15 protein-coding genes are annotated in these 25845 nt (G+C 72.5%); 11 read left to right on the top strand and 4 right to left on the bottom strand.

The window, feature by feature from the left end:
- Nucleotides 1–17: 17 nt before the first annotated feature.
- Both AOM46_RS30885 and AOM46_RS30890 read left to right on the top strand, forming a co-directional pair.
- Nucleotides 18–260, top strand: coding sequence for an acyl carrier protein (locus AOM46_RS30885; RefSeq protein ID WP_062218148.1), 243 nt, complete (start codon nucleotides 18–20; stop codon nucleotides 258–260).
- On the top strand, nucleotides 257–1477 hold the full coding sequence (locus tag AOM46_RS30890) for a beta-ketoacyl synthase (protein WP_062218151.1): 1221 nt from the start codon (nucleotides 257–259) through the stop codon (nucleotides 1475–1477). Before AOM46_RS30885 ends, AOM46_RS30890 begins: the two co-directional genes overlap by 4 nt.
- Nucleotides 1478–1498: 21 nt before the next feature.
- Here AOM46_RS30890 and AOM46_RS30895 read toward each other — a convergent pair whose 3' ends face one another.
- Nucleotides 1499–2221, bottom strand: coding sequence for a TetR/AcrR family transcriptional regulator (locus tag AOM46_RS30895; protein ID WP_107080231.1), 723 nt, complete (start codon nucleotides 2219–2221; stop codon nucleotides 1499–1501).
- Between the two features lie 266 nt (nucleotides 2222–2487).
- Here AOM46_RS30895 and AOM46_RS30900 point away from each other — a divergent pair, with 266 nt between their 5' ends.
- The gene (locus AOM46_RS30900; RefSeq protein WP_062218154.1) at nucleotides 2488–3576 is read left to right on the top strand and encodes a zinc-binding dehydrogenase; all 1089 of its coding nucleotides are present in this window, start codon (nucleotides 2488–2490) and stop codon (nucleotides 3574–3576) included.
- Between the two features lie 72 nt (nucleotides 3577–3648).
- On the opposite strand, the gene AOM46_RS35030 is transcribed toward AOM46_RS30900, so the two are convergent.
- From AOM46_RS35030 to AOM46_RS30915, 3 genes are all read right to left on the bottom strand, one after another.
- Complete coding sequence (locus tag AOM46_RS35030) at nucleotides 3649–5169, bottom strand: serine/threonine-protein kinase (RefSeq protein WP_062218156.1); 1521 nt, start codon at nucleotides 5167–5169, stop codon at nucleotides 3649–3651.
- A 126-nt stretch (nucleotides 5170–5295) separates the two neighbouring features.
- Nucleotides 5296–6693: a sulfatase gene (locus AOM46_RS30910; protein ID WP_062218158.1), complete on the bottom strand. Its 1398-nt coding sequence runs from the start codon at nucleotides 6691–6693 to the stop codon at nucleotides 5296–5298.
- A gap of 366 nt (nucleotides 6694–7059) precedes the next feature.
- Complete coding sequence (locus AOM46_RS30915; protein WP_062218160.1) at nucleotides 7060–7713, bottom strand: pyridoxal 5'-phosphate synthase; 654 nt, start codon at nucleotides 7711–7713, stop codon at nucleotides 7060–7062.
- Between the two features lie 586 nt (nucleotides 7714–8299).
- On the opposite strand from AOM46_RS30915, the gene AOM46_RS30920 reads away from it, so the two are divergent.
- From AOM46_RS30920 to AOM46_RS30955, 8 genes are all read left to right on the top strand, one after another.
- Nucleotides 8300–9649, top strand: coding sequence for an SUMF1/EgtB/PvdO family nonheme iron enzyme (locus AOM46_RS30920; protein WP_062218163.1), 1350 nt, complete (start codon nucleotides 8300–8302; stop codon nucleotides 9647–9649).
- Nucleotides 9646–10410, top strand: coding sequence for a class II aldolase/adducin family protein (locus tag AOM46_RS30925; RefSeq protein ID WP_067226744.1), 765 nt, complete (start codon nucleotides 9646–9648; stop codon nucleotides 10408–10410). The genes AOM46_RS30920 and AOM46_RS30925 overlap by 4 nt, the downstream gene beginning before the upstream one ends.
- Entirely contained in the window at nucleotides 10407–11498 is a 1092-nt protein-coding gene (locus AOM46_RS30930) for an LLM class flavin-dependent oxidoreductase (RefSeq protein ID WP_062218166.1), read from the top strand. Before AOM46_RS30925 ends, AOM46_RS30930 begins: the two co-directional genes overlap by 4 nt.
- Before the next feature lie 301 nt (nucleotides 11499–11799).
- Nucleotides 11800–12537 carry a bifunctional 2-polyprenyl-6-hydroxyphenol methylase/3-demethylubiquinol 3-O-methyltransferase UbiG gene (locus AOM46_RS30935; RefSeq protein WP_062218170.1) on the top strand — a complete coding sequence of 246 codons (738 nt, stop codon included), beginning with the start codon at nucleotides 11800–11802 and terminating at the stop codon, nucleotides 12535–12537.
- Nucleotides 12538–12540: 3 nt separating this feature from the next.
- Nucleotides 12541–13773: a PLP-dependent aminotransferase family protein gene (locus AOM46_RS30940; protein ID WP_062218173.1), complete on the top strand. Its 1233-nt coding sequence runs from the start codon at nucleotides 12541–12543 to the stop codon at nucleotides 13771–13773.
- Nucleotides 13770–14270, top strand: coding sequence for a pyridoxamine 5'-phosphate oxidase family protein (locus AOM46_RS30945; RefSeq protein WP_062218176.1), 501 nt, complete (start codon nucleotides 13770–13772; stop codon nucleotides 14268–14270). Before AOM46_RS30940 ends, AOM46_RS30945 begins: the two co-directional genes overlap by 4 nt.
- Nucleotides 14267–15529 (top strand): MFS transporter, encoded by a 1263-nt coding sequence (locus AOM46_RS30950; RefSeq protein ID WP_062218179.1) that lies wholly within the window; start codon nucleotides 14267–14269, stop codon nucleotides 15527–15529. The genes AOM46_RS30945 and AOM46_RS30950 overlap by 4 nt, the downstream gene beginning before the upstream one ends.
- Nucleotides 15530–15568: 39 nt before the next feature.
- On the top strand, nucleotides 15569–25771 hold the full coding sequence (locus AOM46_RS30955) for a non-ribosomal peptide synthetase (protein ID WP_062218182.1): 10203 nt from the start codon (nucleotides 15569–15571) through the stop codon (nucleotides 25769–25771).
- Nucleotides 25772–25845 lie beyond the last annotated feature (74 nt).

Below are 25845 nucleotides of genomic sequence, written 5' to 3' on the forward strand. Positions count from 1 at the left end.
TGATGAGGAGCCATCCGATGAAGAGCACCTATGACCGGCTCACCGACATACTGGTCAACCAGTTCGAGGCGCGGCCCGAGGAGATCCGCCCGGACATCACCTTCGAGGAACTCGAACTGGACTCGCTGTTCCTGGTGGAACTCGGCCTGGTCATCAGGCGGGACCTCAATGTGGAGATCGGCGAGGACGACGCGACCCCGCGCAGCACGGTGGCCGATGTCGTGAAGCTGATCGAAGACCAGCTCAACCCGGCGTCATGACCGCCGGTGTCGTCGTCACCGGCTTGGGGCTGGTGACCGCCGCTGGCGTCGGCACCGAACCGACCTGGCGCGGGGTGTGCGCCGGGGCGGCCACCGCCGCCACCGACCCGGCGCTGGCCGGGCTGCCGGTCGACTTCTCGTGCCGGGTCCCCGAGTTCGACGTCCGGGCACTGCTCGGCCGACGCGCGACCCTGCAGTACGACCGGTTCACGCAGCTGGGGCTCATCGCCGCGCAGGAGGCCGTCGCTGACGCCGGTCTTGACCCGGCCACCTGGGACGGCACCCGGGTCGGCGTCGTCGTCGGCAACGGCGTCGGCGGCGCGGGCACCTGGGAGACCCAGCACGAGCAGTTCCGCGACAACGGGCCCGAGATGGTGTCGTCGCTGCTGATGCCGATGCTGATCCCCAACATGGTCGCGGGCCACATGGGCATCCGCTTCAAGGCGACAGGACCGAACCTGGTGACCGCCACGGCGTGCGCTTCGGGGGCCACCGCCATCGGCGTGGCCCGCGACATGCTGCGCCAGGGCGTCTGCGACATCGTGCTGACGGGCGGCACCGAGGCCGCGGTGGTACCGCTCATCGTCACCGGCTTCAGCCGGATGCGCGCCCTGTCCAACCGGACGGAATCCCCGGCGTCGGCGTCGCGCCCGTTCGACGCGGGACGCGACGGATTCGTCATCGGCGAGGGCAGCGGCATCCTGGTCCTCGAACGGGAGGAGCACGCCCGGGCGCGCGGCGCCCGCGTCCGGGCCCGGCTCGTCGGCTACGGAGCCTCGGCCGACGCCTACCACGCGACCGCCCCCGACCCCGCCGGCACCAGCGTGGAGCGGGCCGTCCGCACCGCGCTCGCCGACGCCGACGCCGCGCCGTCCGATGTGGACCATGTCAACGCCCATGGCACATCGACGCCGTTGAACGATCTGGCCGAGGCCACGGTCCTGACCCGCTGCCTCGGCGCCGGCCCCGCGGTCACCTCCACCAAGGGCGTCCTCGGGCACACGCTCGGCGCGGCCGGGGCGATCGAGGCGGCGCTGACGGTGCTGACGATCGAGAACGGGCTGATCCCGCCGACGGCGAACCTCGAAAGCCAGGACCCGGAGATCGACCTCGACATCGTCGCCAAGGAGGCCAGACGCGGCCGAGTCGACCTGGCGCTCAGCAACTCCTTCGGATTCGGCGGGCAGAACGTCGTCCTCGCCTTCGCGGCGGGCTGAACACCCGCGGGAAGCCGACGTTCAGCCCGCCGGGGAGCGGCCGTTCAACCACGGGGGCAGCGCGGTGGCCGCCGCCGAGACGAAGAGACGACGGTCGCGCGGGGCCGGCCGGGACAGCCACGCCTCGACGAGGCCGGCCTCACCGTGCGCGACGAAACTGCTGTGCGCCTCGATCCGCCACTCCCTCGACCCCTCGCCGTCCGGGAGCAGTTCGGGGTCGCGAGCGAGGAACGCGCGCACCGAGACGGCGAAGTGGTCCACGAGAAGGTGGTGGAGGATCGCGCTGCGCCGGCCCACGAGGCCGGCCGTGTAGACCGCGTCATGGCGTTCCAGATGGTCGATCAGGGCGCCGGACGCGCGCTCCCAGGTCGCCTCGATCGGCAGCGTTGCCGCCGCGGCGTCGGCGATCCAGCCGGCCCTGACCTGGTCCAGTTCGGCGTAGAGCACCCGCTCCAGAACGGCCGCCGGACTCGTGGCGTGCTTGTAGAACGTCGTGCGATTGACGCGGGCGGCACGCACCAGGTCGGCCACGGAGATGTCCTCCACCGGCCGCTCCGACGCCAGGCGCAGCACCGCCTCGCGTAGCCGCGCCCGGGTACGGCGGGCGCGGACATCGAGTTCCCCGTCCCCCGCGGCCTCCGAAACCCCGGCAGTCGGGGCAGCCGGGGCAGCCGGGGGAGCAGTGGCGTCGGGGGTGGGGTCCTGGCCGTGCTGGGGGACGGTGGGATGTTCCTTGCCTGGCATTGCGCGATCCTACTGCGACGCCGAGGTACCAGCCTCTGAACAGCACTGTTCAACATGTGTCGCTTTTCTTTTCGGGTGTTCGGTGCCAGAATCGGACATGCGGCAGGAACAACGACGGCCCCCGCCGGGGCCTCTGCCGCGACCGCGCCCGCCGCACCATGCCGACCCGAGTCGACCGAGTCGAGCCCACCGGCCCCGCGCGGCCTCCCTTCGGCCGGGGCGCACCACGGCGGCGTCGACGGCCAGTCATGGAAAGGAGCCGCATCATGAAGGCATCCCTCACCAAAGGTCTGGGTCAGGGCTTTGTCGTCGAGGAGGTGGACCTGGCCGAGCCCATCGGGCACGAGGTCCGCGTCGAGGTCAGGGCATCGGGGCTGTGCCACTCCGACCTGAGCGTCGCCACCTTCATCGGCGAGGAGTTCCCCGTCGTCCTCGGCCACGAGGTGGCAGGGGTGGTGACCGAGGTCGGGCCCCTCGTCACCCAGACCAAGGTCGGCGACCATGTCGTCGGCAGCCTGATCCAGTACTGCGGCGCCTGCACCAACTGCCTCAGCGGCCGCACCCATGTCTGCCTGCGGCCCGAGGCGACGCTTCGCACCGCCGACCAGGGGCCCAGGATCAGCTGGGACGGGGCCCCCGTCGCACAGGGCATGGGCCTGGGCGGCTTCGCCCAGGAGGCGCTGATCCACGAGAACCAGCTCGCCGTCGTACCCGACGAGATGCCCTGGGCCCCCGCCGCGCTCATCGGCTGCGGCGTCCTCACCGGCGCCGGCGCCGTGCTGAACAGCGCCCGGGTCCAGCACGGCGAGACCGTCGTCATCATCGGCGCCGGCGGCGTCGGCATGAACGCCGTCAGCGGCGCCCGCATCGCCGGCGCGGAGACGATCATCGTCACCGATATCGAGGACGGCAAGCTGGAGCGAGCCCGGGCCTTCGGCGCCACCCATGTCGTCAACTCCCGCACCGTCGACCCGGTCGAAGCGGTGCGGGAGATCACCGGACACGGCGCCGACCACGTCTTCGACTTCGTCGGCGCCCGCCCCGTCACCGCGCAGGGCCTCCAGATGGTCGCCAAGGGCGGCGGTCTGTATCTGATCGGCGTTTCCAGCGGCGACGCCGGAGTCGAGGTCAACTCGATCGCGACGCTGAGCGGTTCGCAGCGGGTGCAGGGCGTCTACATGGGCTCATCGAACCTCAAGCGGGACATCCCCCTGTACGCCTCCCTCTACCTCCAGGGCCGCATGAACCTCGACGACCTGGTGTCCAAGGAGATCGGCCTGGCCGACATATCCGCCGGATACGAGGCGCTGAAGGACGGCACCACGGCCCGCGTCGTCGTCACCGACCTCTCCTGACGCGCGCACCCCACGGCGCGCGAGCGTCCGCGCGCCGTGGGATCGCGGCACGGCCGCACCAGGAGAGGCGACTCAACCCGCGTGCCGCCGGTGGGTGACGGTCGCCGCCACCCCGGCCACCTTGACCTCCACCACCACCTTGCCGCGCGTCCAGCGGGTGGTGTGGCCGTCCGGGGCGCCCAGGGTCTCCAACACCGCGACGGGAAGCCGGTCGCGGTCCTCCACCTCCGGGTAGAAGGCGACCAGACCGAGGCCACCGCCGGGACCGAACGCGTACTGGGCGTCCATGGTCACCCCGCAGAACCGCTCCGGGCCCTCGCCGGTGACCCACCAGTCGCCGTTCTCCTGCCGGCCGTCGGGGAAGAGAGCCAGGAAATCGGCCGTGGTCGCCCCCCACTCCAGCCCGTTCCACCCCGTGGCGATGGACGATTCGCCGTCCCCGTCCCCGTCCCCGCCCCCGTTCCCGTCCCGGAATCCGTTCCCGGACGCGGGGGGCGTCCGCAGGCTGTTCCTGAGCCGCGAGAACCAGCCCCTGGAGCGCGGCTCGGGCCGGCCGGCCGAGGGCGTCACAGGCACCCCGCCCGTCGCCCGGGGCACCGGGGGATCGTCGGGGTCGTCGCCGGGGTCCTCGTCGGGGGGATCGACGCTTCTGGTGGTCTCGACGGACCGTTGCCGCAGCGGTTCCGTCTCCAGCTCCGAGGCCGCGTCCTGGGCGGCCCCCACCAGGTCGACGACGGTGGCCGGCAGCCAGTTCGGGCTCGCCCAGTGCTCCGGCCGGTCCCCGCTGTCCTCCGGGCCGCTGAGCAGGCCGATCAACTCGGCCGGCGTCGGGCGGTCGGCGGGGTCCTTCGCCAGGCAGGCCCGCACCACGCCCCTCAACCAGGCGTCCAGCGTGGCCAGTTCGGGCTCCTCCTGGACCACCTGGAAGAGCACGGCCGCCGGATGCCCGCCGGCGAAGGGCGCTGCGCCCGTGGCGGCGAAGGCCAGCACCGAGCCCAGCGCGAACACGTCCGACGCCGGGCCGATATCGGCGGCGCCGCGCGCCTGCTCGGGCGACATATAGGCGGGCGTCCCCGTGATCACCCCGCTCACCGTCCGGGTGGTCGCCTCCAGCGCCCGGGCGATGCCGAAGTCGATGACGCGCGGACCGTCCGAGGCGAGCACCACATTGCCCGGCTTCAGATCCCGGTGCACCAGATCGCAGCGGTGGATGGCCACCAGCCCCTCGGCGAGGCCCGCGCCCAGCACCCGCACCGTCGCCAGCGGCAGCGGACCGTGCTCGGCGACCGCCCGCTCCAGCGAGGGGCCGGCGATATAGGCGCTGACCAGCCACGGCAGCTCAGCGTCCGGATCGGCGTCCACGACCTGCGCGGTGAAGAACCCGCCGACCCGCCGCGCCGCCTCCACCTCGCGGGCGAAGCTCCTGCGGAACCCGGGATCCGCACCGTACTCGGGACGGATCACCTTCACCGCCACCGGCCGGCCGCCCGCCGACCGGCCCAGGAAGACCTGCCCCATGCCGCCCGAGCCGAGCCGCCCCACCAACCGGTAGTCGCCTATCCGCGCCGGATCCTCCGGCCGTAACCTGTCCATCCAACCTCGATTCCCAGTGCCGTCACCCGTACACCACGCGTCGGGCTCGGCCGGAGGTTCCCGCCACGCCCCGCCCGGCGGATCCCGCTGGACCCACGGGGGAGGGCGGCGGATCGGGTGGTCGGATCAGCTCGTCGGATAGGGCAGCAGCTCGGCGTCGATCCGCTCCCAGGCGGTCCGCAACTCGGCCAGCAACTCCGGGCGGCTCGCGGCGAGATCGGCCCGCTCCCTGGCGTCGGCCGACAGGTCGTAGAGGTGTTCCGTGCCGTTCCTGTCCTGGTGGTACTTCCAACTACCGCGCCGCAGCGCCCGGTTGCCCCGCACCCGCCAGAACAGGTCGCGCTCCGGCAGCCGCTCCCCGCGCAACAGATAGCCGGCCAGGCTGTGCCCGTCCAACGGGTAGGCGGGATCGGGCCGGGCGCCGCCCAACTCCAGCAGGGTCGCCGTCCAGTCGGGGGAGTAGACCGGCACCCGGCTGACCTGGCGGTCGTCGACGGCGGCCGGCCAGCGCAGAATCGTCGGGATCCGGATCCCGCCCTCCAACAGCTCGGACTTCGCGCCGCTGAGCGGCCACTGGTAGGAGAAGCGCTCGCCGCCGTTGTCACTGGCGAAGACGACGACGGTGTTCTCCTCCTGGCCTGACCGGCGCAGCGCGTCCAACACCTCGCCGACAGCGGCGTCCAGATCCTCCACCATCTCCCGGTACTTCTCCACCGAGCCGCCGTCGTTGTGCAGGAGCGCGCCCAGCACGTTCCCCGAACGGATCTTCTCGGCGATCTCCGCGCCCGTCTCCTCGTCGTCCTCCGTCAGCCACGGCCAGTGCGGGGTGGTGTAGTTGAGGTTGAGCAGCCACGGCCGGTCATGGTCACGACGGACATAGTCGACGGCACGCTCGGTGAGCACCGTCGTGTAGTAGCGCAGGTCCTGGTAGGTGGCGTCGCCCTCGTAGAGGTCGTAGTCGCCGAGCTGGCCCAGCTTGGAGAAGTACTCGAGGGCGCCGCCGAAGTTGCCGAAGAACTCGTCCCATCCCGACCTGGTCGGGCTGTAGTCCGGCAACCAGCCGCAGTGCCACTTGCCGATCAGGGCGGTGGCGTAGCCGGCCCCCTTCAGCAGGGAGGCCAGCGTCGGGTGGTCGGGGTCCAGGCCCTGGCTGCGGTTGCCGATGGGCTCGGCCAACCCGCCCGGGGTGCGCCCCGGATAGCGGCCCGTGTAGAGGCTGAACCTGGTCGGGGAGCAGGTCGCCGACCCCGAGTAGGCGTCGGTGAACCGCACCCCGCGCGCCGCGAGTCGATCCAGGTTCGGGGTCCTGATATGGGGCGCGCCATAGGCGGACAGATCCGCCCAGCCCAGGTCGTCGGCGAGGACGAACAGGATGTTGGGGCGCCGGCGCGGCCGGTCGGAGGCGGGACGCGCGTGGAAGGGGCGCTCGGCGGGAGCGGCCGCGGCGGCGGAGGCACCGGCGACGGTGGTCACCGCTCCGCCACCGACCAGGCCACCGAAGACACGGCGGGATATCTCGGGCATGGGTGATCGGTCCTGAGGAGAGTGGGGCTGCGTCAGGGACAGGGAGACAAGGACCGCGGATCGGTGGCGGCGGCCGCCTCAACTGAGGGAGAGGGCGACACGACGCCGCTCGACAAGCGTCGTGTCGCCCCCACCGGCAGACGGCTGTGGCCGTCATGACCAGCGACTTTGCCAGCAGCACCCGGCCGGGGCAAGGAAACCGCCCACGAGTTCACGAGTTTGCAAAGCGCCGTGACATCCCGCCGAGCCCACCGCCGGGCCACCGCCTCAAAGGCACCCGGCAGGTTCTGCGGCTGCTCGTGGAAGGGGCGGCCCCGGAGGGGCAACCGGCCGTCCTGTCGGGGGTGTTCCGCGGCTACGCGCGGTTCAGGGCCACAGCAGTTCGCGGTGCCAGGCGGAGTTCTCCCTGCGGTAGGAGATCCGGTGGTGGACGCGGTCGACACTCGCCTCCCAGAACTCCACCTCGGTCGGCGTGATGGCGAAGAGTGTCCAACTCGGCGGAGCCGGCACCTCGTCCGGGTACTTCTCGGCCAGCCGCTCGAACTCGTCGAGGGCGGCGGCCCGGTCGGGGAGCGGCCCTGGCTGGTGCAGATGTGCGGCCAGCTGCGCGTCGTGGCCCCGTTCGGCGAAATCGGCCTCCGACGCGCCGCGACCCACGGGCGCCGCCGTCCCCACGATCCGCACCTGACGGCCGACGACGGGCCAGTGGAAGTGCGCCGCCACCCGGGGGTTGGCCGCGATCTCACGGCCCTTGCGGCTGTCGGCGCCGGTGGCGAAGAACAGTCCTTCGCCGTCGATGTCCTTGACGATCAGCACCCGACTGGACGGGACGCCCGACCGGTCGACGGTGGAGAGGCTGATCGCGTGCGGCTCCGGTTGTCCCGCCGCATGGGCGGCCAACAGCCAATCGGCGATCAACGGCAGGGGGTTGTCCGGAAGTACCCGCTCCTCGGCTTCGGTTTCTCGCACGTTCTCGAAGACCGGAATCGCCCTGAGCCTGTCCCGCATCGCCTCGTTCACATCCCGGGAGTTTACCGCTCGGCGGTCTCCCTCCCCGGCCCCGGGGGCCCGGACCGCACCATGGAACGCGGGTATTTACTCCTGTCTCCGTCGTCACTTCCGTCAGCGGCCGAGAACCGTCATATCCCAAGTGAATATTTCACGGAGGAAGCGTGACTGTTATGGGTTCTCATGATCAAAGCGAACCCGGCGGCGAACCCCCATTCCCTGGGAAATCCTTGTCAACGCATGACCTGATGTGAGATGGGTCACAGTGGGTCGAGATCTTTTTGGTGCTAGCCCTTGCGCAAGTTATGGATGGCCCTGAATGATTGAAGCGTTCCGTCGGCGGTCCTTTGTTGCGCCCCGTGTTTTGGGGCCCATGTTCGCCGCACAACACACCCTTCCATCTCTGGGAGTGCCGTGTTGTCCGGAATGAGTAAGGGGGTGAACAGCCATGACGAGCCAGGACTTCCTTGCGTCCCGTGACGCCGGTGAGAGCGCCACCAAGTGGTGATGACCGCATAAGCGCGATGTGTAACGCTGGCCGCCTCCCCCTGGGGGTGGCGGCCAGTTTGCTCGCCATTTTCAAACGGGGAGTGTGAAGATGCTGGAAGAGCTGACAAACGAGTTAACTTTGGCCAGTCTCGACAAGGCCGCATACCGCACCCGTATCGATGAGATCGAAAAGGCGGTGTTCGCCGCCGAAGACACCCCGGAACTCGCGGCAACCATGGCTTCGATGGCCGTATCGCATCGGGACTGGAATGTGCGGAGAATCGCGGTATCGGCTCTTGCCAAGCGATTCGTCGATTCGCCCGCGGCGCGTTCGGCGATCTGCGAGGCCACTCATGACGACGTCGACTGGGTCGCCTTCACGGCGATCGAGGCGGTACGGGAGACCGGAATCCCCGAGGCCGTCGAGCATCTGATCCGCATCTCCGGATGGCCCAGCAACTTCAGCCGGCCCGGCTACGCCCGCAAGCCCGTCGGCTGCGGGGCCGCGTTCACCAAACAGGCACTCTGGGCCTTCTTCGGCACCAAGGACCCCGAGCGGCTGCGGCAGTTGGAGGACGAGCACTTCGCCCCGCTGCACGCCGAGGTCGCCGCCAGCCGCAGGGAGCCGGACCTGGGGGACACCGTGCTGATCCCCGGTGGCCCCTGTGTGCTGGGCGCCACCTCGTCGACGATCGGCCCGTTCCAGATGGACGACACCGACAACCCGCTGCGCGCCGTCGACATCCCCGCGTTCCGTATCGACCGCGTCACGGTGACCAACCGGCGCTACGCCGAGTTCCTCCAGGACGTGGGCACCTCCGGGGAGTTCGCGCATCCGGACGAACCGCTGGACAAGGACTACACGCCGGCGCACTGGCGCGAGGCGCGGTTCTCCGATCCCGACCAGCCGGTGGTGGGCGTCGACTGGTACGACGCCTATGCCTTCGCCCGCTGGGCCGGCGGCCGGCTGCCGAGCGAGGACCAGTGGGAGAAGGCGGCGCGGGGCACCGACGGGCGGGTCTACCCCTGGGGCAACGACTGGGACCCGGACCGGGCCAACGGGGTCCACCGCGCGTACGGCACGAGCCCGGAGAACCTGGCGGAGCTGGAGGCGCTGCTCGTCAGGACCTCGATGGAGTGGCCCGCCGACCCGGTGCTGCCGGCCGACTCCCTGCCGGCGGGGGCGAGCCCCTACGGCGCTCTCCACATGGCGGGCAACGTCTGGGAGTTGACCCGCAGCAACTTCTTCACCCGGGAGGACATGTCGCCGTTCTTCCGGGGGCGGCGCAGCGCCGAGTTCATGAACCGTCCGGAGGCGTTCCATGTGCTCAAGGGCGGCACCTGGACGTCTCCCGCGGTCTGTATGACGACGTTCTACCGAGGGCGTGACCTGCTCACCGACCGACACAACGAGGTCGGGTTCCGGTGCGTCTACGACGTGCGGCAGGAGGCCGAATGAACGACCGGGACGAGGGCGTCGCCGCCCGTCGGGAGCAGCAGCTGAGCCTGCTCCGCGGACTGCGGCTGTTGGCGGCGCTGGGATACACGGAGGGAATCGCCGGACATATCACGGTCCGCGACCCGATTCTTCCGGATCACTACTGGGTCAATCCGTTCGGTATGGACTTCGGTGCGATCACCATCGATCACCTGCAACTCCTGGGCCCGGACGGCGATATTGCGCTGGGCGGTGGAAGACTCAATCCGTCCGTGCACCCTTTGCACGGGGAACTGCATCGGGCTCGCCCCGATCGCGCGTCGTTCGTCCACTCCCACTCGATGTACGGGAAGACCTGGTCGGCCTTGGGAAGGACGCTCGACCCCATTACCCAGGACGCGTGTGCGATCTATCGCCGGCATGGCGTGTACCGCAATTTCCGGGGTCTTATCTCCGAAGTCGAGGAGGGCAAGGAGATCGCCGCCGCCTATGGCGACAACATCGGACTCATTCTCGTCAACCACGGATTCCTCGCGGGTGGCGGAAGTGTCGCCGAGGCCGTCTGGTGGTTTGTCGTCATGGAACGGTGCGCGCAATCCCAGCTGATGGCGGAGGCGATCGGTGCTCCCCTTCTGATAGCGGAGGAGGTGGCCCGGGCGACGGGCGATATTCTCGCCTCGCGGGAATACGCCGAGATCCAGTTCGACAATCTGTACCGGTCGTTCCATGTTCCGGCGGCGCCGCTGGACGCGGTTGATGTGGCGGAAGTGGTGGACACGTGAAGCTGGGACTGAACTTCCTGCCGACCGTCGGCGCCGAAGTGGTCGACGGTGCCCGGTACTACGAAGAGGTCCTGGATCTGTGCGCCGCGGCGGACCAGTGGGGCTTCAGCCATGTGAAGGCCGTGGAGCACTACTTCTACGCGTGGGGCGGCTACAGCCCCGACCCGGTCGCGTTTCTCTCCGCCGTGGCGATGAGAACCCGCCAGGTGCGGTTGGTCACCGGCGCCGTCGTGCCCGCCTTCTCGCACCCCGTGCGGCAGGCCGCCTCGCTCGCGCTGCTCGACAACCTGTCGGGCGGCCGCCTGGACGCCGGGTTCGCACGGGCCTTCCTGCCCGCCGAGTTCGAGATGTTCGAGGTCCCACTGTCCGAGAGCCGGGCGCGCTTCGAGGAGGGCGTCACGGCGGTGGAACGGCTCTGGCGGGACGAACGGTTCCGCTTCGAGGGCACCTTCCACCGCTTCGGCCCGCTGCCGCCCCTGCTGCCCCGGCCCGTGCAGCGGCCGGGACCGCCGGTGTTCGTGGCCGCGACCAGCTCCCCCGAATCGTTCACCTGGGCCGGACGCAACGGCTACCACCTGATGATCATTCCGCTGGTGGCCAACCACGCACGCCTCTCCGGTCTGCTGGCGGAGTACCGCCGGGCCAGGGCGGAGGCCGGGCACCGGTCGGCACCACGGATGCATGTCAGCTACCACCTCTATGTCGCGCCGGACCCGGTCGAGGCGAGGGAACGGGCCGCCGCACACTACGAGGCGTACCGGGAGCTGCAGATCGAGGCGTACTCCAGTTGGGAGGGAGTGGAGTCCGCCCAGTACCCGGGCTACGAGAAGATGCTGGACGCCGTCCGCTCGGCGACGTTCGACGATCTCCACGCGGCCGGCAAGGTGATCGCCGGCGATGTCGACGAGGTCACCGACCAACTCGCCGAGATCACCCGCCTCTACCCGGGCGCCGAGGTCAGCGTCCACCTGCGCTACGGGAGCACCACCCACGAGGAGGCCCTGCGCTCCGTGACGCTGCTGGGCGAACGCGTCCTGCCCCGGCTGGCCGGGACGCCCACGACGACGGGGGACCCGGGTGCGGGCTGACGAGGCCACCGGGCCGCGGTTCGCCGCCGTGGCCCGCCGGCACCTCGCCCGGCTCGCACCCGTCGGCGACCAGCGCACCGTGACCCACGGCCAACTCGACGCCATGACACAGGACATCAGCCGACGGCCGGACGAGTGCCCCCTCGATCCCCTCGCGCCGGTCGCCGTGCGCGGTTCGTTCGGGGCGCGCGTCCCCTCAAGGCGGTGTTCGACAGCACGACCTTCCACGAGTTCGTCACGTACGCGGCCCGCTCGGTCGACGAGGCGGACGGCGACGTGCCCACGAAAGGCGTTCCCAACGATGCGTGACTACGGCACCGCGACCTACGGCGACAAGCTGGCGGCCGACTTCGACACCTTCCTCGGCGGCGGCGGCGATCCGGAGCCCGCCGTGCGGTTCCTCACCGATCGGGTCCCCGAGGGCGACGCGCTGGAACTGGGCGTCGGCAACGGCCGCGTCGCCATCCCCCTCGCGGGGCGTGGCCTGAACGTGGTCGGCATCGACTCCTCCCCGGCCATGCTCAAGGAGATGCGCGACAAGCCCGGTGGCGACCAAGTGGAGCCGATCCTGGGGGACTTCACCGACCCGGCGCCGGGCCGCGCCTTCGACCTGGTCTACGCCCTGCGCAGCACCTTCTACTTCCTGGTCTCCCAGGAGGCGCAGCTGACGTGCCTGCGCAACGTCAGCGCCCTGCTCAGGCCCGGCGGTCACCTCGTGCTCGAACTGGGCGCCCCACCGTACCGGCGGATGAACGAACGGCAGTACGTGGACGCCCTGCAGGTGGAGGTGGAGGAGGCCGCGTTCTTCCTCACCCTGCACGACCCGATCGCCCAGCGCATCGACCGGCAGATGATCGTGATGGGCGAGTCCAGGACCCGGCTGCAGCCCATCAGGTTCCGCTATATCTGGCCCTCGGAGCTCGATCTGATGGCCGCGCTCGCCGGGCTGACCACGGTGTCGCGGCAAGCGGGCTGGGCGGGTGGGGAGTTCACCGGCACGGGGCGTCATGTCTCCGTCTTCCGCAAGGAGATGGAGTAGCCGATGGTGGGGGCGACCAACGCGGCGGAGCGTCCCGTGCTGGCCAGGCGCATGGCGACGATGGCACCGTCGGCCATCGGTTCCGTGCTGCGGCTCGGCGACAGCACGGGCGTGCTGTCCCTGGCCGGCGGGTTGCCGGCCGACGAGGGGCTGGCGAGCCCCGAGATCACCGCCGTCGTGGGCGAGGTGCTGGCGGGCGCGTCCCCCGGCCTGCAGTACGGCGTCACCCACGGGTCACCGGCGCTGTGCGCGTGGATCGCCGCACGACTGCGCGCGGATCTCGGGGTGACCGTGGACGGCGAGGAACTGATCATCACCCAGGGCTCGCAGCAGGGCATCGACCTCGTCTGCAAGGCCCTGCTCGACCCGGGCGACATCGTGGTGACCGACAGCCCCAGCTATATCGGGGCGCTCCAGGTGTTCCGGCTCTTCGAGGCCGACGTGCGGCCCGTCCCGCTGGCGGCTGACCCGGAGTTGACGGAGCTGGCCGACCGGCTCGCCGCCGGCCTGCGCCCCCGTCTGGTCTACGTCGTGCCCAACTACTCCAACCCCACGGGGGCGACGCTCGACGAGCGGCAGCGCCGCCGTCTGGCGGACCTCGCCGACCGTTACGGATTCCATCTGGTGGAGGACGACCCCTACCGCGACATCTGGCTGTCCGACCGGCCGCCCGAGGCCGCGTCGCTGGCCGGCCTCAGCGACCGGGCGCTGCATCTGGGCAGCTTCTCCAAGGTGCTGTTCCCCGGCTGCCGCGTGGGCTATCTGACGGCGCCACCGGCGCTGCTCCCGGCGCTGCGGGTGGTGCGGCAGGCCGCCGACCTGGGGAACTCGGAACTGCTCCAGCGGGTCGTCCACGCCCTGCTCGACCGGGAAGGGTTCTTCGACCGACGGCTGACCCGCCTGCGCGCCCTCTACCGGCGGCGGCGCTCCGCCCTGACCGGGGAACTTCGCCACCAACTGCCGGAGGCACGCTTCGAGACCCCCCAGGGCGGGTTCTTCGTATGGGCGCGGCTGGGCCCCCGGCTGGACACCGCCGCGCTGCTGCCCGTCGCGCTGCGGCACGGCGTCTCCTATGTGCCGGGCGCCGAGTTCTACCCGGCCGACCCCGATCGCACCACGGCCAGGCTGGCCTTCTCCTGCCTCCCGCCGGAACGGGCCGGCGAGGCCGCCGCCCGGCTGGCCGCCGCCGTGCGGGAGGCATCCGGGAGCGGACGGGAGGCGGGGAACCACCGATGAGAGTGGAACGGGTCGACGACCGCATCCGGTTCCCCGAGGGCGCGCCCTTCGACGTCGAGGAACTGCTGGCCCAGCCCCTGGTGGCGCGCGTCGCCACCAGAGGACCGGTGGTGCGGCCCGTCTGGTACCTGTGGGAGGACAGCGCCTTCTGGGTGTTCGTCGGGCCCTGGTCCCGACTGATGCGCCAACTGCCCGACGACCCCGTCTTCGACCTGGTCGTGGACGTCTGCGAGGTGCACAGCGGGCTGGTGCGCCAGGTACGGGCGCACGGGACGGGCACCGTCGAGCCGTTCGACGTCCCCCGGGCGCGGCGCAAACTCGTCCGCTACCTGGGGCGGCACGAGGAACGGTGGGATCCGCGTTTCTCACTGGCCGGCGATCCCCAGGCACGTGAGCTGCGACTGGCGCGGCTGGCCCCCGACGTCATGAGCGCGCACGACATGACGTTCCGCCCGTCCCTGCCGGACGGGTCCCCGGGGGAGGGAGATCGGGCATGAACCCGCTGCGTCCGTACCGTGTCGTCGTCCGGCACGGACGGCTCGCCTACCTGCTCGCCGGGGACTTCGTGTCCAAGATCGGGGACGGGATGCTGCTGGTGGCCCTGCCGCTGCTGGCGATCCGCGTCCACGAACCCCTCAGCGCGGCGCTGGCGGTGTCCCTGGTGGTGGCGGCGCCGCACCTCATCTCGCTGCCCCTGGGGCTGCGCATGGGGTTGGGCAGGACCCGGCTGGACCCGGTCACGGTCATCGCGGTCGACTGCGCCCTGCGTTGCTCCGTCTCCACCGCCCTCGCCGTGCTCGCCGTGTTGGACGCCCTGACGCTCTGGCCGCTGTTCGTGATGCTGCTGTTCGGGTCCTCGCTGCGTGCCGTCGCCGGGGCCTCCCGCCGGGTCCTGGTCACCGGAATGGTCGGCAAGGAGGACCGGCTCCCCGTCAACAGCGTCCTGGCCCTCAACGACAGCACCGCGCTCTACATCCTGGGGCCGAGCCTCGGCGGACTCCTCGTCCTGTGGGCCGGGCCCTGGCTGCCGCTCCTCTTCGACGGGGTGTCCTTCGTCGCGCTCGCCGCCGGACTCGTCGGCCTGCGGGCGGGCCGTCAGCCGGCCGCCAGGGCCGGGCGCAGATCCGGCTGGCAGATCCTCAAGAACACCGGCGGGCTGTGGCCCATGTTCTGCGTGGCCTTCGGCTTCAACCTGCTGTGGGGGCCGATCTCGGTCTCGATGCCGCTCTTCGTCCAGAACGACCTGCACGCCGACGAGGCCGCGTACGGACTGCTCATGACCGGGCTCGGCATCGGCGCCGTGGCCGGCTCGCTCGCCAGCGGCTTCCTCAAGACCCTGCCGGCCCACCGGGTGCTGACCGTCCTCATCGCCAGTTGGGCCGGCGCCCTGTGCCTCGTCTCGTTCGCCCCCAACGTCTATCTGGCCGCGGCCGCCCTCTCCGTCGGCGGGCTGGTCTGGGCCCCGTTCGTCCCCGTCATGTACACCGCCGTCCAAGGCCGACTCGACGACGAGGACCACCAACCCGTACTCACCTTCTGGAGCGCCGGATACAACACCGCCGGCCCCCTTGGCGTGCTCCTGGGCGCGCCCCTGCTCGCGCTCACCGGAACACGTGCGGGCATGGTCGTCTCCGCCGGCCTCACGGCCGCCCTGGCCGTGCCCGCGCTCGTCGCCGGACGCCGCCTGACCGCCGGCGCGCGGCGGGAGGCGGAGGATCCGCCGCCGGAGAAGGCGCCGACCGGACGCCCGGAGTGACGCCCTCCCGGCCGTGACCACACCCACGAGGGGACCCCGATGACCGTCTCCACCCAACGGACCGCCCAGCCGAGCGTCGACCCCCCGCCGGCGCACCCGCTGTCCACCGCGCAGCGGCGCATGTGGTTCGCGTCGAGCTACGCGCCGGACAGCGCCGCCTACAACCAGCCGTATGTGCTGCGGCTGAGCGGTCCGTTGGACGCGACCGCGCTGGTCGACGCCCTGCGCGACCTGGTCGCCGCCCACCCGGTGCTGCGCGGCCTCGTCGAGGAACGGGACGGGGAGCCGTACGCGGTGTTCCAGCCGGTGGACCGGGTCCCGATCGCGGTCGTCGACGGCTGGGACGAGTCGGCGGCGGAGGCCGAGGCGAGGCGCCCGTTCGATCTGCGGACCGAGGTGCCGACGCGGGCGACCCTGTACCGGCTGCGGGACACCTCCCATGTGCTGGCGCTGACCTTCCACCACATCGCGTTGGACGCCTGGTCGTACCGGCTGCTGCGCCAGGACCTCGCCGTCCGCTACCTGGCCCGCCTCGGCGAGGGCCGGGCGCCCGGGCAACCGGCGGTGGACTACGCCGAGTTCGTGGCATGGGAGCGGGAACGGGACATCTCGGCGGGACTGGAGTGGTGGGCCGAACGGTTGGCCGGTCTGGAGCCGCCCCCGCACCTTCCGCACGACCGGCCCCGCTCGCCCGACGGGCCCGCCACCGAGGGCTCCCTGTCGTTCGAACTCCCCACCGCGTTGACCCGGGCGGTCCGCGCCCTCGCCCGCGCGTCCAGGTGCACGCCTTTCACGGTGTTGGTCACGGCCTTCCAGACCCTGCTGGCGACGGCCTCGGGCCGCGAGGACATCGCGGTGGCCGTCCCCGCCTGGGGCCGGGACGACCCGAGGTTCGAACAGACGGTGGGCAGCTTCGTCAACACGGTCGTCGTGCGCACCGACCTCGGCGGGGAGCCGTCCACGCCCGACGCGCTGCACCGGGTGCGGGACGGGCTGCTGGCGGCGCTGGAGCACTCCGGGGTCCCCTTCGAACGGGTGGTGCGCCGACTGGCGCTCGAACGAGCCGCCGGCGCCATGCCGTTGGTCGACGCGTTGGTGAACCTCACGACGGCGGAGGGCCCCACCACCTGGGCCGACGGGCTGACCGTCGAAACCGGCGAGATCAGGAACGGGGCGGTCAAGTTCGACCTGGCGCTCTATCTGAGCGATGCGCGCACCACGATCCACGGCCGATTCGCCTACCACGCCGGCCTGTTCGACGCCGCGACGGTGGCCCGTTGGCGCGACGGGTACCTCGCCCTGCTGACCGGGATGACGGAACATCCCGAGCGGCCCGTCACCCGGATACCGGTCGGGCCCGCCGAGGGCCGGACGCTGGCCGGGCCCCGCGCGCGGATCCCCAGCGGGCTGCTGCACCCGCTCATCGACCGCTGGGTGACGCGGACACCGGAGGCGATCGCCGCCGTCGGCCCCGACGGGCCGCTCAGCTACGGCCGGCTCGGCTCCCGCGCCGCACGCCTGGCCAGGCGGCTGCGCGCCGCCGGCGTCGCCCCCGACCAGCCGGTCGCCGTCCACTGCGACCGCCGCACCGACCTGGTCACCGCGATGCTCGGGGTGTTACGGGCCGGCGGTTGCTATCTGCCGGTGGACGAGACGCTGCCCGCCGGCCGACTCGCCACCCTGCTGGACACCGCCGGCGTCCGGGTGGTGCTCACCACCCGGCGTCTGGCGCCCGGCCTGCCGGCCGGCGAACGACTGGTGCTGCCCCTCGACGACCTCGAAGACGCGGACGGCTTCGAAGATGCCGACGACCTCGAAGACGCCGGCGCCCGGCCCGAGGCCGAGGGGGTCCTGCCCCCGGTGACGCCCGCCTCGCTCGCCTACACCATCTTCACCTCGGGCTCCACCGGCACCCCCAAGGGGGTCGGCGTCGAACACCGGCACATCACCCACTACCTGCACGCGGTACGCCCGGCGATGGAGTCCTCGGCGCCCGGCATCCGCTCCTTCGCCCTGCTCTCGACGCACGCCGCCGACCTCGGCCTCACCTCCCTCCTCGGGGCCCTCACCACCGGCCGCACCGTGCATCTGGTGGACGCCGAGACCGGCAACGACCCGGAACGGCTGGGCCACTACCTCCGCACGCATCCGGTGGACGCGGTCAAATGCGTGCCCAGCCAGCTGGAGATGCTCGCCGGCGACGCGGAACTCGGCCCCCTGCTCCCGCGCCGCCTGCTGGTGCTGGGCGGCGAGGCATGCTCCTGGGAGTTGGTCCGCCGCATCCGCCGGGCCGCACCGGAACTGGTGGTGCAGACGTCCTACGGGCCGACGGAGACCACCGTCTCCGTGCTCACCTGCGATGTGGCCGAGATCGCCGAGGAACTGCGGCACGGCGTCGTCCCGTTGGGGCGGCCCCTGGCCAACGTCGACTGCCAGGTGACCGACCCGTCGGGCCGGCCGGTGCCGCCCGGCACCCCGGGTGAGCTGTGGATCGGCGGCCCCACGGTGGCCCGGGGCTACCTCGGGGACGAGGAGGGGACCGCCGCGCGTTTCCGCGTCGGGCCCGAAGGCCGACGCCGCTACCGGACCGGCGACCGGGTCCGCCAACGGCCCGACGGCGTCCTGGAGTTCCTGGGCCGCCTCGACGACCAGGTGAAGATCCGCGGCCACCGCGTCGAACCCGGCGAGGTCGCCACCGCCCTGCGCGGCATGCCGGGGGTGGCCGCCGCCCATGTCCTGCCGGTCGGCGCGGGCCACACCCGGCAGCTGAGGGCCTGGGTCACCCCGGAGCCGGGAGCCTCCCCGGACGGGGCGGGACTGCGGGTCGCACTGCGCAGACGGATGCCGCACCATCTGGTCCCCGCGCGGATCGCCGTGCTCGACCGGCTGCCCCTCACCCGAAACGGCAAGGTGGACCGGGGCGCGCTGCTGGCCGGGGCCCCGCCCGAGCGGCCCGGCGCACGGGGCCCGCGCTCCGAACGGGAACACATCCTGTGCGGGCTGTTCTCCGAGGTGCTGGGCGTCCCCACGGTGGGCATCGACGACGACTTCTTCGCCCTCGGCGGCCACTCGCTGCTCGCCGCCAGGCTCGCGGCGCGGATCCGCGCCGCGCTGGGCGTCGGCATCGGGGTCAGGGCCCTCTTCGACGCCCCGACGGTGGCCGAGTTGGCGCCGGCGCTCACCGGGGCGAGCGGCCACCCACCGGTCCGGCCCGCCGCGCGCCGCCCCGAGCTGGTGCCGCTCTCCGGCGGACAACGGGCCCTGTGGTTCCTCCACCAGATGGACGGCGCCGACACCGGCTACAACCAGTGCTATCCCTGGCGCCTCACCGGACCGCTCGACATCCCCGCCCTCGAACAGGCCATCCACGATGTCGTCGAACGCCACGACATCCTGCGCACCGTGTTCCAGGAACGCGACGGCGAGCCGTACCAGCGGGTGCTGCCCCGGGACACCGGCGCCCCGACGCTCGCCGTGGCCACCGTCGACGAGGCCGACCTGGCCGAACGCCTCGCCACCCGCGCCAGGTCGGCGTTCGACCTGGCGACGGGGACTCCGCTGCGCACCGATCTCCTCAGCCTCGGACCGCAGGACCATGTCCTCGTCTGGACCATGCACCATATCGCCGGGGACGGCTGGTCGGCGGGCATCATCCGGCGCGATCTGGCCCGGGCGTACCGCTCCCGCCGAGAGGGGCGGCCACCGGCCTGGGAACCACTGCCGCTGCGCTATGCCGACTACGCGCTGTGGGAGCACGCGCTGCTGGCGGACGCAACCGACCCCCAAGCCCCGCTGGGACGGCAACTCGCCTACTGGACAACACGGTTGGCCGGACTGCCGGACCGTCTCACGCTGCCCTGGGACCGGCCCCCCGGGCCCACAGCGAGCTTCTCCGGTGCCTCGGTCGCGTTCCGCTTCGACGCCGAACTGCACCGAGGTCTGGGCGAGTTGGCGAGGAAACACCATGTCACCCTCTTCATGGTCCTGCAGGCCGGGCTCGCGGCACTGCTGACCCGGCTGGGCGCCGGCACCGACATCCCCGTCGGGACCCCGGTCGCCGGCCGCCCCGACGAGTCCCTGCACGACCTCGTCGGCTTCTTCGCCAACACCCTGGTGCTGCGCACCGACACCTCGGGCGCACCGACGTTCACCGAACTGCTCGCCCGCGTCAGGGAAGGCGACCTGGCCGCCTACGACCACCAGGAACTGCCCTTCGAACGGCTGGTCGACGAGATCAACCCCGCCCGCTCGATGGCGCACAACCCGCTCTTCCAGGTCCTGCTGGTCCTCCAGAACAATGATCCCGAGGATCTGCGGCTCCCGGGTCTGGACGCCACCCGCGTCCCGTTCGAGCACCGCGTCGCCAAGTTCGACCTGAGCGTCCAGTTCGTGGAACACCTCGACGACAACGGAGCGCCGGCGGGGCTGGCCGGCGACGCGGAGTTCAGCACCGACCTGTTCGACACCGCCACCGTCGTCTCGCTGACCCGCCGACTGGAGCGCCTGCTGCGCGCCGTGGTCGCCGACCCCGACGCCCGTATCACCCGCCCCAACCTCCTCAGCGCCCGCGAACGCCGGGCCCTGCCGACCGCCGACCACCGTCCCGCGCCCGAAACCGGCCGTTCCGTACCGGAGTTGTTCCGCGCCCAGGCGGCCCGCGCGCCGGGGGCGGTGGCCGTGGAACACGGCGACGCGCTCCTCACCTACGCGGAACTCGACGCCCGCAGCGACGCGTTGGCCACCGTCCTGCGGGAACGGGGCGGCGTGCGGCGCGGGGAGCGCGTGGCGCTGCTCTGCGCACCAGGGGCACCCGCCGTGGTGGCCGCCCTCGCGGTGCTCAAGTGCGCGGCGACGCTCGTCCCCCGAGACCCCGCCGACCTCGCCGATCCCGCCGATCCCGCCGACCCCGGCGACCCCGGCGACCCCGGCGACGCTGTGCGCGAGGTGGCCGCCTCGGCCCGCCTGGTGCTCGTCGACCGGGCCACCACCGGCATCCCCGGGGCACTGCCGATCCAGGACGCCCCGGCGGCCGACGGCTGGATCGACGCCCCTGTCGGGCCCCCGATCCACCCCGACCAACCGGCCTGTCTGCTCTCGCCCGGCGGAGCGGAGCAGGCCGGGGAGGTCACCGTCTCCCACCGCTCCCTGGTCCGGCTGGCGCTGGCCGCCCGGGCGACCGCCGCCGGCTCGCGGGAGCGAGTGCTGCTGCACTCCCGCCCGGACGCCGAGACCTCCCTGTACGAGCTGTGGTTCCCGCTGCTGACGGGCGGCCGGATCGTGGTCGCGCCCCCCGGCACGGCCGACCCGCCCACCCCGGCCCACCGGCTCCCCGGCAGCGGGGCGACCGGGGTCTGGCTGGGCCCCGGAACCCTCCAACGGATCGTCGCCACCCGGCCGGAACTCCTGTCCGGAGTACGGCGGTTGTGGACGACGGCCGACGGGGTCCCGGCCGCCGTGCTGCGCCGGCTGTGGGAACACTGCCCGGCCATCACGGTGGTCCTCGCCTCGTTCCGGCCCGAGATCGGTGGATTCGACACCAGCCACACCCTGGCCGCCGACGCACCCCTCGCGGCCGGCCCGCCCCGAGCCCGCCGCCCCCTGAACGGGATCACCGCGTGGGTGCTCGACCCCTGGCTGAACCCGCTTCCGCCCGGTGTGACGGGGGAGTTGTACCTCACGGCCGAGGGCCTGACCGGCGGCCCGACGGCCGACGCCCCGGGGACGGCGGCACGCCTGGTCGCCTGCCCGTTCGGCGCGCCCGGCACACGGATGGTCCGCACCGGCGAACTGGCGCGGTACACCGCCGCCGGCGCGCTGGAGCACCTGGGACGAGCCGCCGAGCGACTGGCCTCGGGCGGCGTGACCGTCAGCCCCGACGAGGTCGCGGCCGCCCTGGCCGAACACCCCGAGATCGCGGAGACCATCGCCCTGCCGCGCCGCGTGCGGCCCGGCGAACGCCGCGTGGTCTGCTACGCGGTGCCCACCACCGGCTCCGCACCCCACCCGGCGCGACTCGCCCAGTGGGTCGAGGAACGGCTCCCCGGAACCCACGCCCTGGTCACCGTGATGGTGCTCGGGCAACTCCCGCTCACCCCCGACGGCCGCCCCCGACACCGGATGCTGCCGCTGCCACGCCCGGTCGAGCGGGAGAGCGACGACCGGCCGCCCACCCCCGCGGAGACGGCACTCGCCGTGCTGTTCGCCCAGGTGCTCGGCCTGGCCCGGGTCGGGGTCCACGACGACTTCTTCCGCCTCGGCGGCAGTTCGCTGCTGGCCATGCGCCTGGTCGTCCAGGCCCGCGGAAAGCTCGGTCTCTCCCTGACCGCCCAGGACGTCTTCGCCCGCCCCACGGTGTCGCGGCTCGCCGCCGCCGCCCGGCCCACGGCCACCACGCCCGGGCCGGCGACGCTCCCCCTCCGGCCACGCCCCGAGCGGCTGCCGCTCTCCGCCGGCCAACAACGCCTCTGGTACCTGCACCAACTCGGGGCCGGGGCAACGGCGTACAACGTTCCCTTCGCCCTGCGGCTCACCGGGGCGCTCGATGTGCCGGCGCTGCGGCTCGCCCTCGCCGACCTCACCGCCCGCCACGAACCGCTGCGCACCCTCTTCCCCGAGCACGACGGCACCCCCACCCAGCGGGTCCTGCCGCCGCCCGCGACGCCCGCCGCGTTGCCGCTCACCGACACCGACGAGCACGGGCTGCGGGCCCTTCTGGACGGCGACCGCACCCACCGGTTCGACCTCGCCGCACGGCCGCCGCTGCGCGCCGCCCTCTACCGGCTCGGGCCGAACGACCATGTGCTGTCCCTGGTGTTCCACCACATCGTGGTGGACGGCTGGTCCGAACCGGTGCTCTGGCGCGATCTGGCCACCGCCTACGCCGCGCGCCGCACCGGCACCGCCCCCGCCTGGTCCCCCCTGCCGGTCCAGTACGCCGACTACACGCTCTGGCAGCGGGAGACGCTGGAGACGGCGGACACCCCGGGCAGCGCCGCCGCCCGGGGACTGGCGTACTGGCGCGAGACACTGGCCGGCCTGCCCGCCCGACTCGCCCTTCCGGCGGAACGCCCGCGGTCGGGGCCGCCGGACCACGAGGGCGGCCATGTGGTGACGCGCTGCGCCCCCGAGGTGTACGACCGACTCACCCGGCTGGCCAGATCGTCCGGGGCGACAACGTTCATGGTCCTCCACACCGCGGTGGCGACCCTCCTCGACCGGCTCGGCGCCGGCACCGACATCCCCGTCGGCACCGTTGTCGCCGGGCGCGGCCACGAAGCGCTCGACGACCTCGTCGGATTCCTCGTCAACACCCTGGTCCTGCGCGTCGACACCTCAGGCGCCCCCACGTTCCGCGCCCTGCTCGAACGTGTCGCGGACACCGACCGCGCGGCCTTCGCCCACCAGGACGTGCCCTTCGAACGCGTGGTCAGGGAGGTGAACCCGGGCCGCTCGGCGGCGGCGAACCCGATCTTCCGCGTCATGCTCTCCCTGGCCTCCGAACCGGCCGGCCCGCCCCAACTCCCGGGCCTGCGCGGCGCGTTCCTGGAGACCCACGCAGACGGCACCAAGTTCGACCTCACCATCACCTTTGTCGAACGCCGCTCGCCCCGGGACGAGTCCCGTTGGCTCGACTGCGTGCTCGGCTACCGCACCCAGCTCTTCGACCGGGACGCGGTGCGGCGCCTCGGCACCTCGCTGATCCGCGTCCTGGAGCAGGCCACCGCGCGGCCCGACCTGCCCATCCGACGCATCACCCTCCTCCCGCCCGGGGAAGCGCTCCTGCTGCGCCGCTGGAACGCCACCGACCGCCCGCTGCCCACCACCACACCCGCCGAACTCTTCGACGAGCAGGCGACGCGCACCCCCCGGGCGGTCGCCGTGCGCACGGCCGGCGAGGAACTGACCTACGCCGAACTGCGGCTCAGGGCCGAACGGTTGGCCGACCGGCTGGCCGCCGCCGGCGCCGGTCCCGAGCGGTTCGTCGCCATCCGGCTGCCCCGCGGAACGGATCTGGTGATCGCCGTCCTCGCCGTGCTCAAGGCCGGCGCCGCCTATCTGCCGATCGATCCCGGCTACCCCGCCGCCCGGGCCGCCCGGATGCTCGACGAGGTGCGGCCCGTCCTCGTGCTGGAGGACGCGCCCGACGACCCCGCGCGCCCGCCCGCCGCCCCACGGAAGCCACGCCACCCCGCCCACGCCGCCCATCAGGACCACCCCGCCTACGCGATCTACACCTCCGGCTCCACCGGACGGCCCAAGGGCGTGGTCGTCACCCGACGGGGCCTCACCAACCAGCTGTTGTGGCAGCGGCGCAGCCGGCTGCTGGGCCCCGGCGATGTGATGCTGGCCCACAGCTCCATCGGCTTCGACGCCTCGGTCTGGGAGATCTGGGCCGCCCTCACCTCCGGCGCCACCCTGGCGATCGCCCCCGACGAGGTGTCCGGGCGCGTCGACCTGCTGGTGTCCCACCTGACCGAACAGGGCGTCACCCACGGCCTGTTCGTGCCCTCGCTGCTCGCCGCGATGACGCCGCTCCTCGACGCGGCAGACCGGGAACGACTCACCGTCCTCTCCGGCGGCGAGGCACTGCCCGCCCCGCTCGCCCGCGCCTACCGCCGGATCGTCAACCTCTACGGCCCCACCGAGGCCACCGTTCTCGCCACCACGTGGCAGGGCACGGTCCCGGAACGCGACGGCGGCCATGTCCCGCTGGGCCGCCCCGTGGCGAACACCCGCGCCCATGTCCTGGACGCGGCGCTGCGCCCCGTCCCCGTCGGGGTGGCCGGCGAGCTCTACCTCGCGGGCGCCCAGATCACCCGTGGCTATGTGAACCGGCCGGGGCTGACCGCCGAACGCTTCCTCGCCGACCCCCACGGCCCGCCGGGCACCCGCATGTACCGCACCGGCGATCTGGCGCGCTGGCGGGACGACGGGGTGCTGGAGTTCCTGGGCCGCGCGGACGACCAGGTCAAGATACGGGGCTTCCGGGTGGAACCGGGCGAGATCGCCGCCGAGATCGCCACCGCCGACGATGTCGCCCAGGCCGTCGTCGTCCCCCGCGAAGCCGGCGCCGGCGACACCCGGCTGGCCGCCTATGTGGTGCCGGCCCCCGCCGCCGACGGGGCGCCGGGCAACCCCCTGACGGCGGAGGCCCTGCGGAGGCGACTGACCGGAGCACTGCCCCACCATCTGGTACCGGCCGATATCACCCTGCTGCCCCGGCTGCCGCTGCTGCCCAACGGAAAGCTCGACCGCCGCGCCCTGCCGGCCCCGGCGCCCCTGGCCGACCGCGCCCCCGGAGCCGCCCCCCGCACCCCGCGCGAGGAACTGCTGTGCGAACTGTTCGCCGAGGCCCTTGACCTGCCCCGCGTCGGCACCCGCGACGACTTCTTCGCGCTGGGCGGGCACTCCCTGCTCTCCGTCCGACTCGTCAGCAGAATCCGCGAGGTGCTCGGAGCCGACCTGACCATCGCCGACCTGCTGGCGGCCCCCACGGTCGCCGATCTGGTCGCCCACCTGAACGGCGCGCGCGGCGAGAGCCCGTTCGCGCCCGTTCTGCCGCTGCGCGCCGGGGGAACGCGCCCCCCGCTGTTCTGTGTGCACCCCGTGATCGGCCTGAGCTGGTCCTATCTGGGGCTCGCCCGACACCTCCCGCACGACGTCCCCCTCATCGGGCTCCAGGCACGCGGCATCGAGAACGAGGGCACGCTGCCCACCAGCGTCACGGAGATGGCACACGACTACCTGACGCGGATCACCCGGCTCCAACCGACCGGCCCCTACCGGCTGCTCGGCTGGTCCTTCGGAGGTCTGGTGGCCCAGGCCATGGCCGCCATGCTCCAGCGACGAGGAGAACACGTCTCGCTGCTCGCCCTCCTCGACAGCTACCCGTCGTCCAAAGACCCCGCCCGGCGCCCGGACCCGACGGCCGCCGACGCCCACCTGCGCCATGGCGCGCTGAGCGCCCTGGACGAGGCGCGACGCGCCCGGGTCGCCACGGTGACCGCCAACAACCTCGCCCTGGGACACGACCACACACCGCCGGTCTTCCACGGCGACGCCCTGTTCCTGCTCGCCGAACACGGCCGCACCGCCGCGTCCCCCACCCCCGACCGCTGGCAGGCGCATATCGAGGGCGGGATCACGGTCCGCACCGTCCCCTGCGGCCACTACGACCTCATGCGGCCCGGGGCGCTGCCGGAGATCGCCGGCCTCGTCGGGGCCGAACTCGCCGAGACCTGAGGGAGAGAGGACCGACGGAGTCAGTGAACGCACCCCGACGCCCACCCCTTCGACGGAGACCTGCGAGGCCACCG

Source organism: Streptomyces sp. NBRC 109706, from assembly GCF_000974485.1.
Lineage (GTDB): Bacteria > Actinomycetota > Actinomycetes > Streptomycetales > Streptomycetaceae > Streptomyces.

Bases quoted from the DNA above. Each gene is read 5' to 3' on its own strand.
- AOM46_RS30955 (WP_062218182.1), top strand. From the start codon at position 15,569: ATGACCGTCTCCACCCAACGGACCGCCCAGCCGAGCGTCGACCCCCCG.
- AOM46_RS30925 (WP_067226744.1), top strand. From the start codon at position 9,646: ATGAACGACCGGGACGAGGGCGTCGCCGCCCGTCGGGAGCAGCAGCTG.
- AOM46_RS35030 (WP_062218156.1), bottom strand. From the start codon at position 5,169: ATGGACAGGTTACGGCCGGAGGATCCGGCGCGGATAGGCGACTACCGG.
- AOM46_RS30910 (WP_062218158.1), bottom strand. From the start codon at position 6,693: ATGCCCGAGATATCCCGCCGTGTCTTCGGTGGCCTGGTCGGTGGCGGA.
- AOM46_RS30950 (WP_062218179.1), top strand. From the start codon at position 14,267: ATGAACCCGCTGCGTCCGTACCGTGTCGTCGTCCGGCACGGACGGCTC.
- AOM46_RS30895 (WP_107080231.1), bottom strand. From the start codon at position 2,221: ATGCCAGGCAAGGAACATCCCACCGTCCCCCAGCACGGCCAGGACCCC.
- AOM46_RS30890 (WP_062218151.1), top strand. From the start codon at position 257: ATGACCGCCGGTGTCGTCGTCACCGGCTTGGGGCTGGTGACCGCCGCT.
- AOM46_RS30920 (WP_062218163.1), top strand. From the start codon at position 8,300: ATGCTGGAAGAGCTGACAAACGAGTTAACTTTGGCCAGTCTCGACAAG.
- AOM46_RS30900 (WP_062218154.1), top strand. From the start codon at position 2,488: ATGAAGGCATCCCTCACCAAAGGTCTGGGTCAGGGCTTTGTCGTCGAG.
- AOM46_RS30940 (WP_062218173.1), top strand. From the start codon at position 12,541: ATGGTGGGGGCGACCAACGCGGCGGAGCGTCCCGTGCTGGCCAGGCGC.
- AOM46_RS30885 (WP_062218148.1), top strand. From the start codon at position 18: ATGAAGAGCACCTATGACCGGCTCACCGACATACTGGTCAACCAGTTC.
- AOM46_RS30935 (WP_062218170.1), top strand. From the start codon at position 11,800: ATGCGTGACTACGGCACCGCGACCTACGGCGACAAGCTGGCGGCCGAC.
- AOM46_RS30945 (WP_062218176.1), top strand. From the start codon at position 13,770: ATGAGAGTGGAACGGGTCGACGACCGCATCCGGTTCCCCGAGGGCGCG.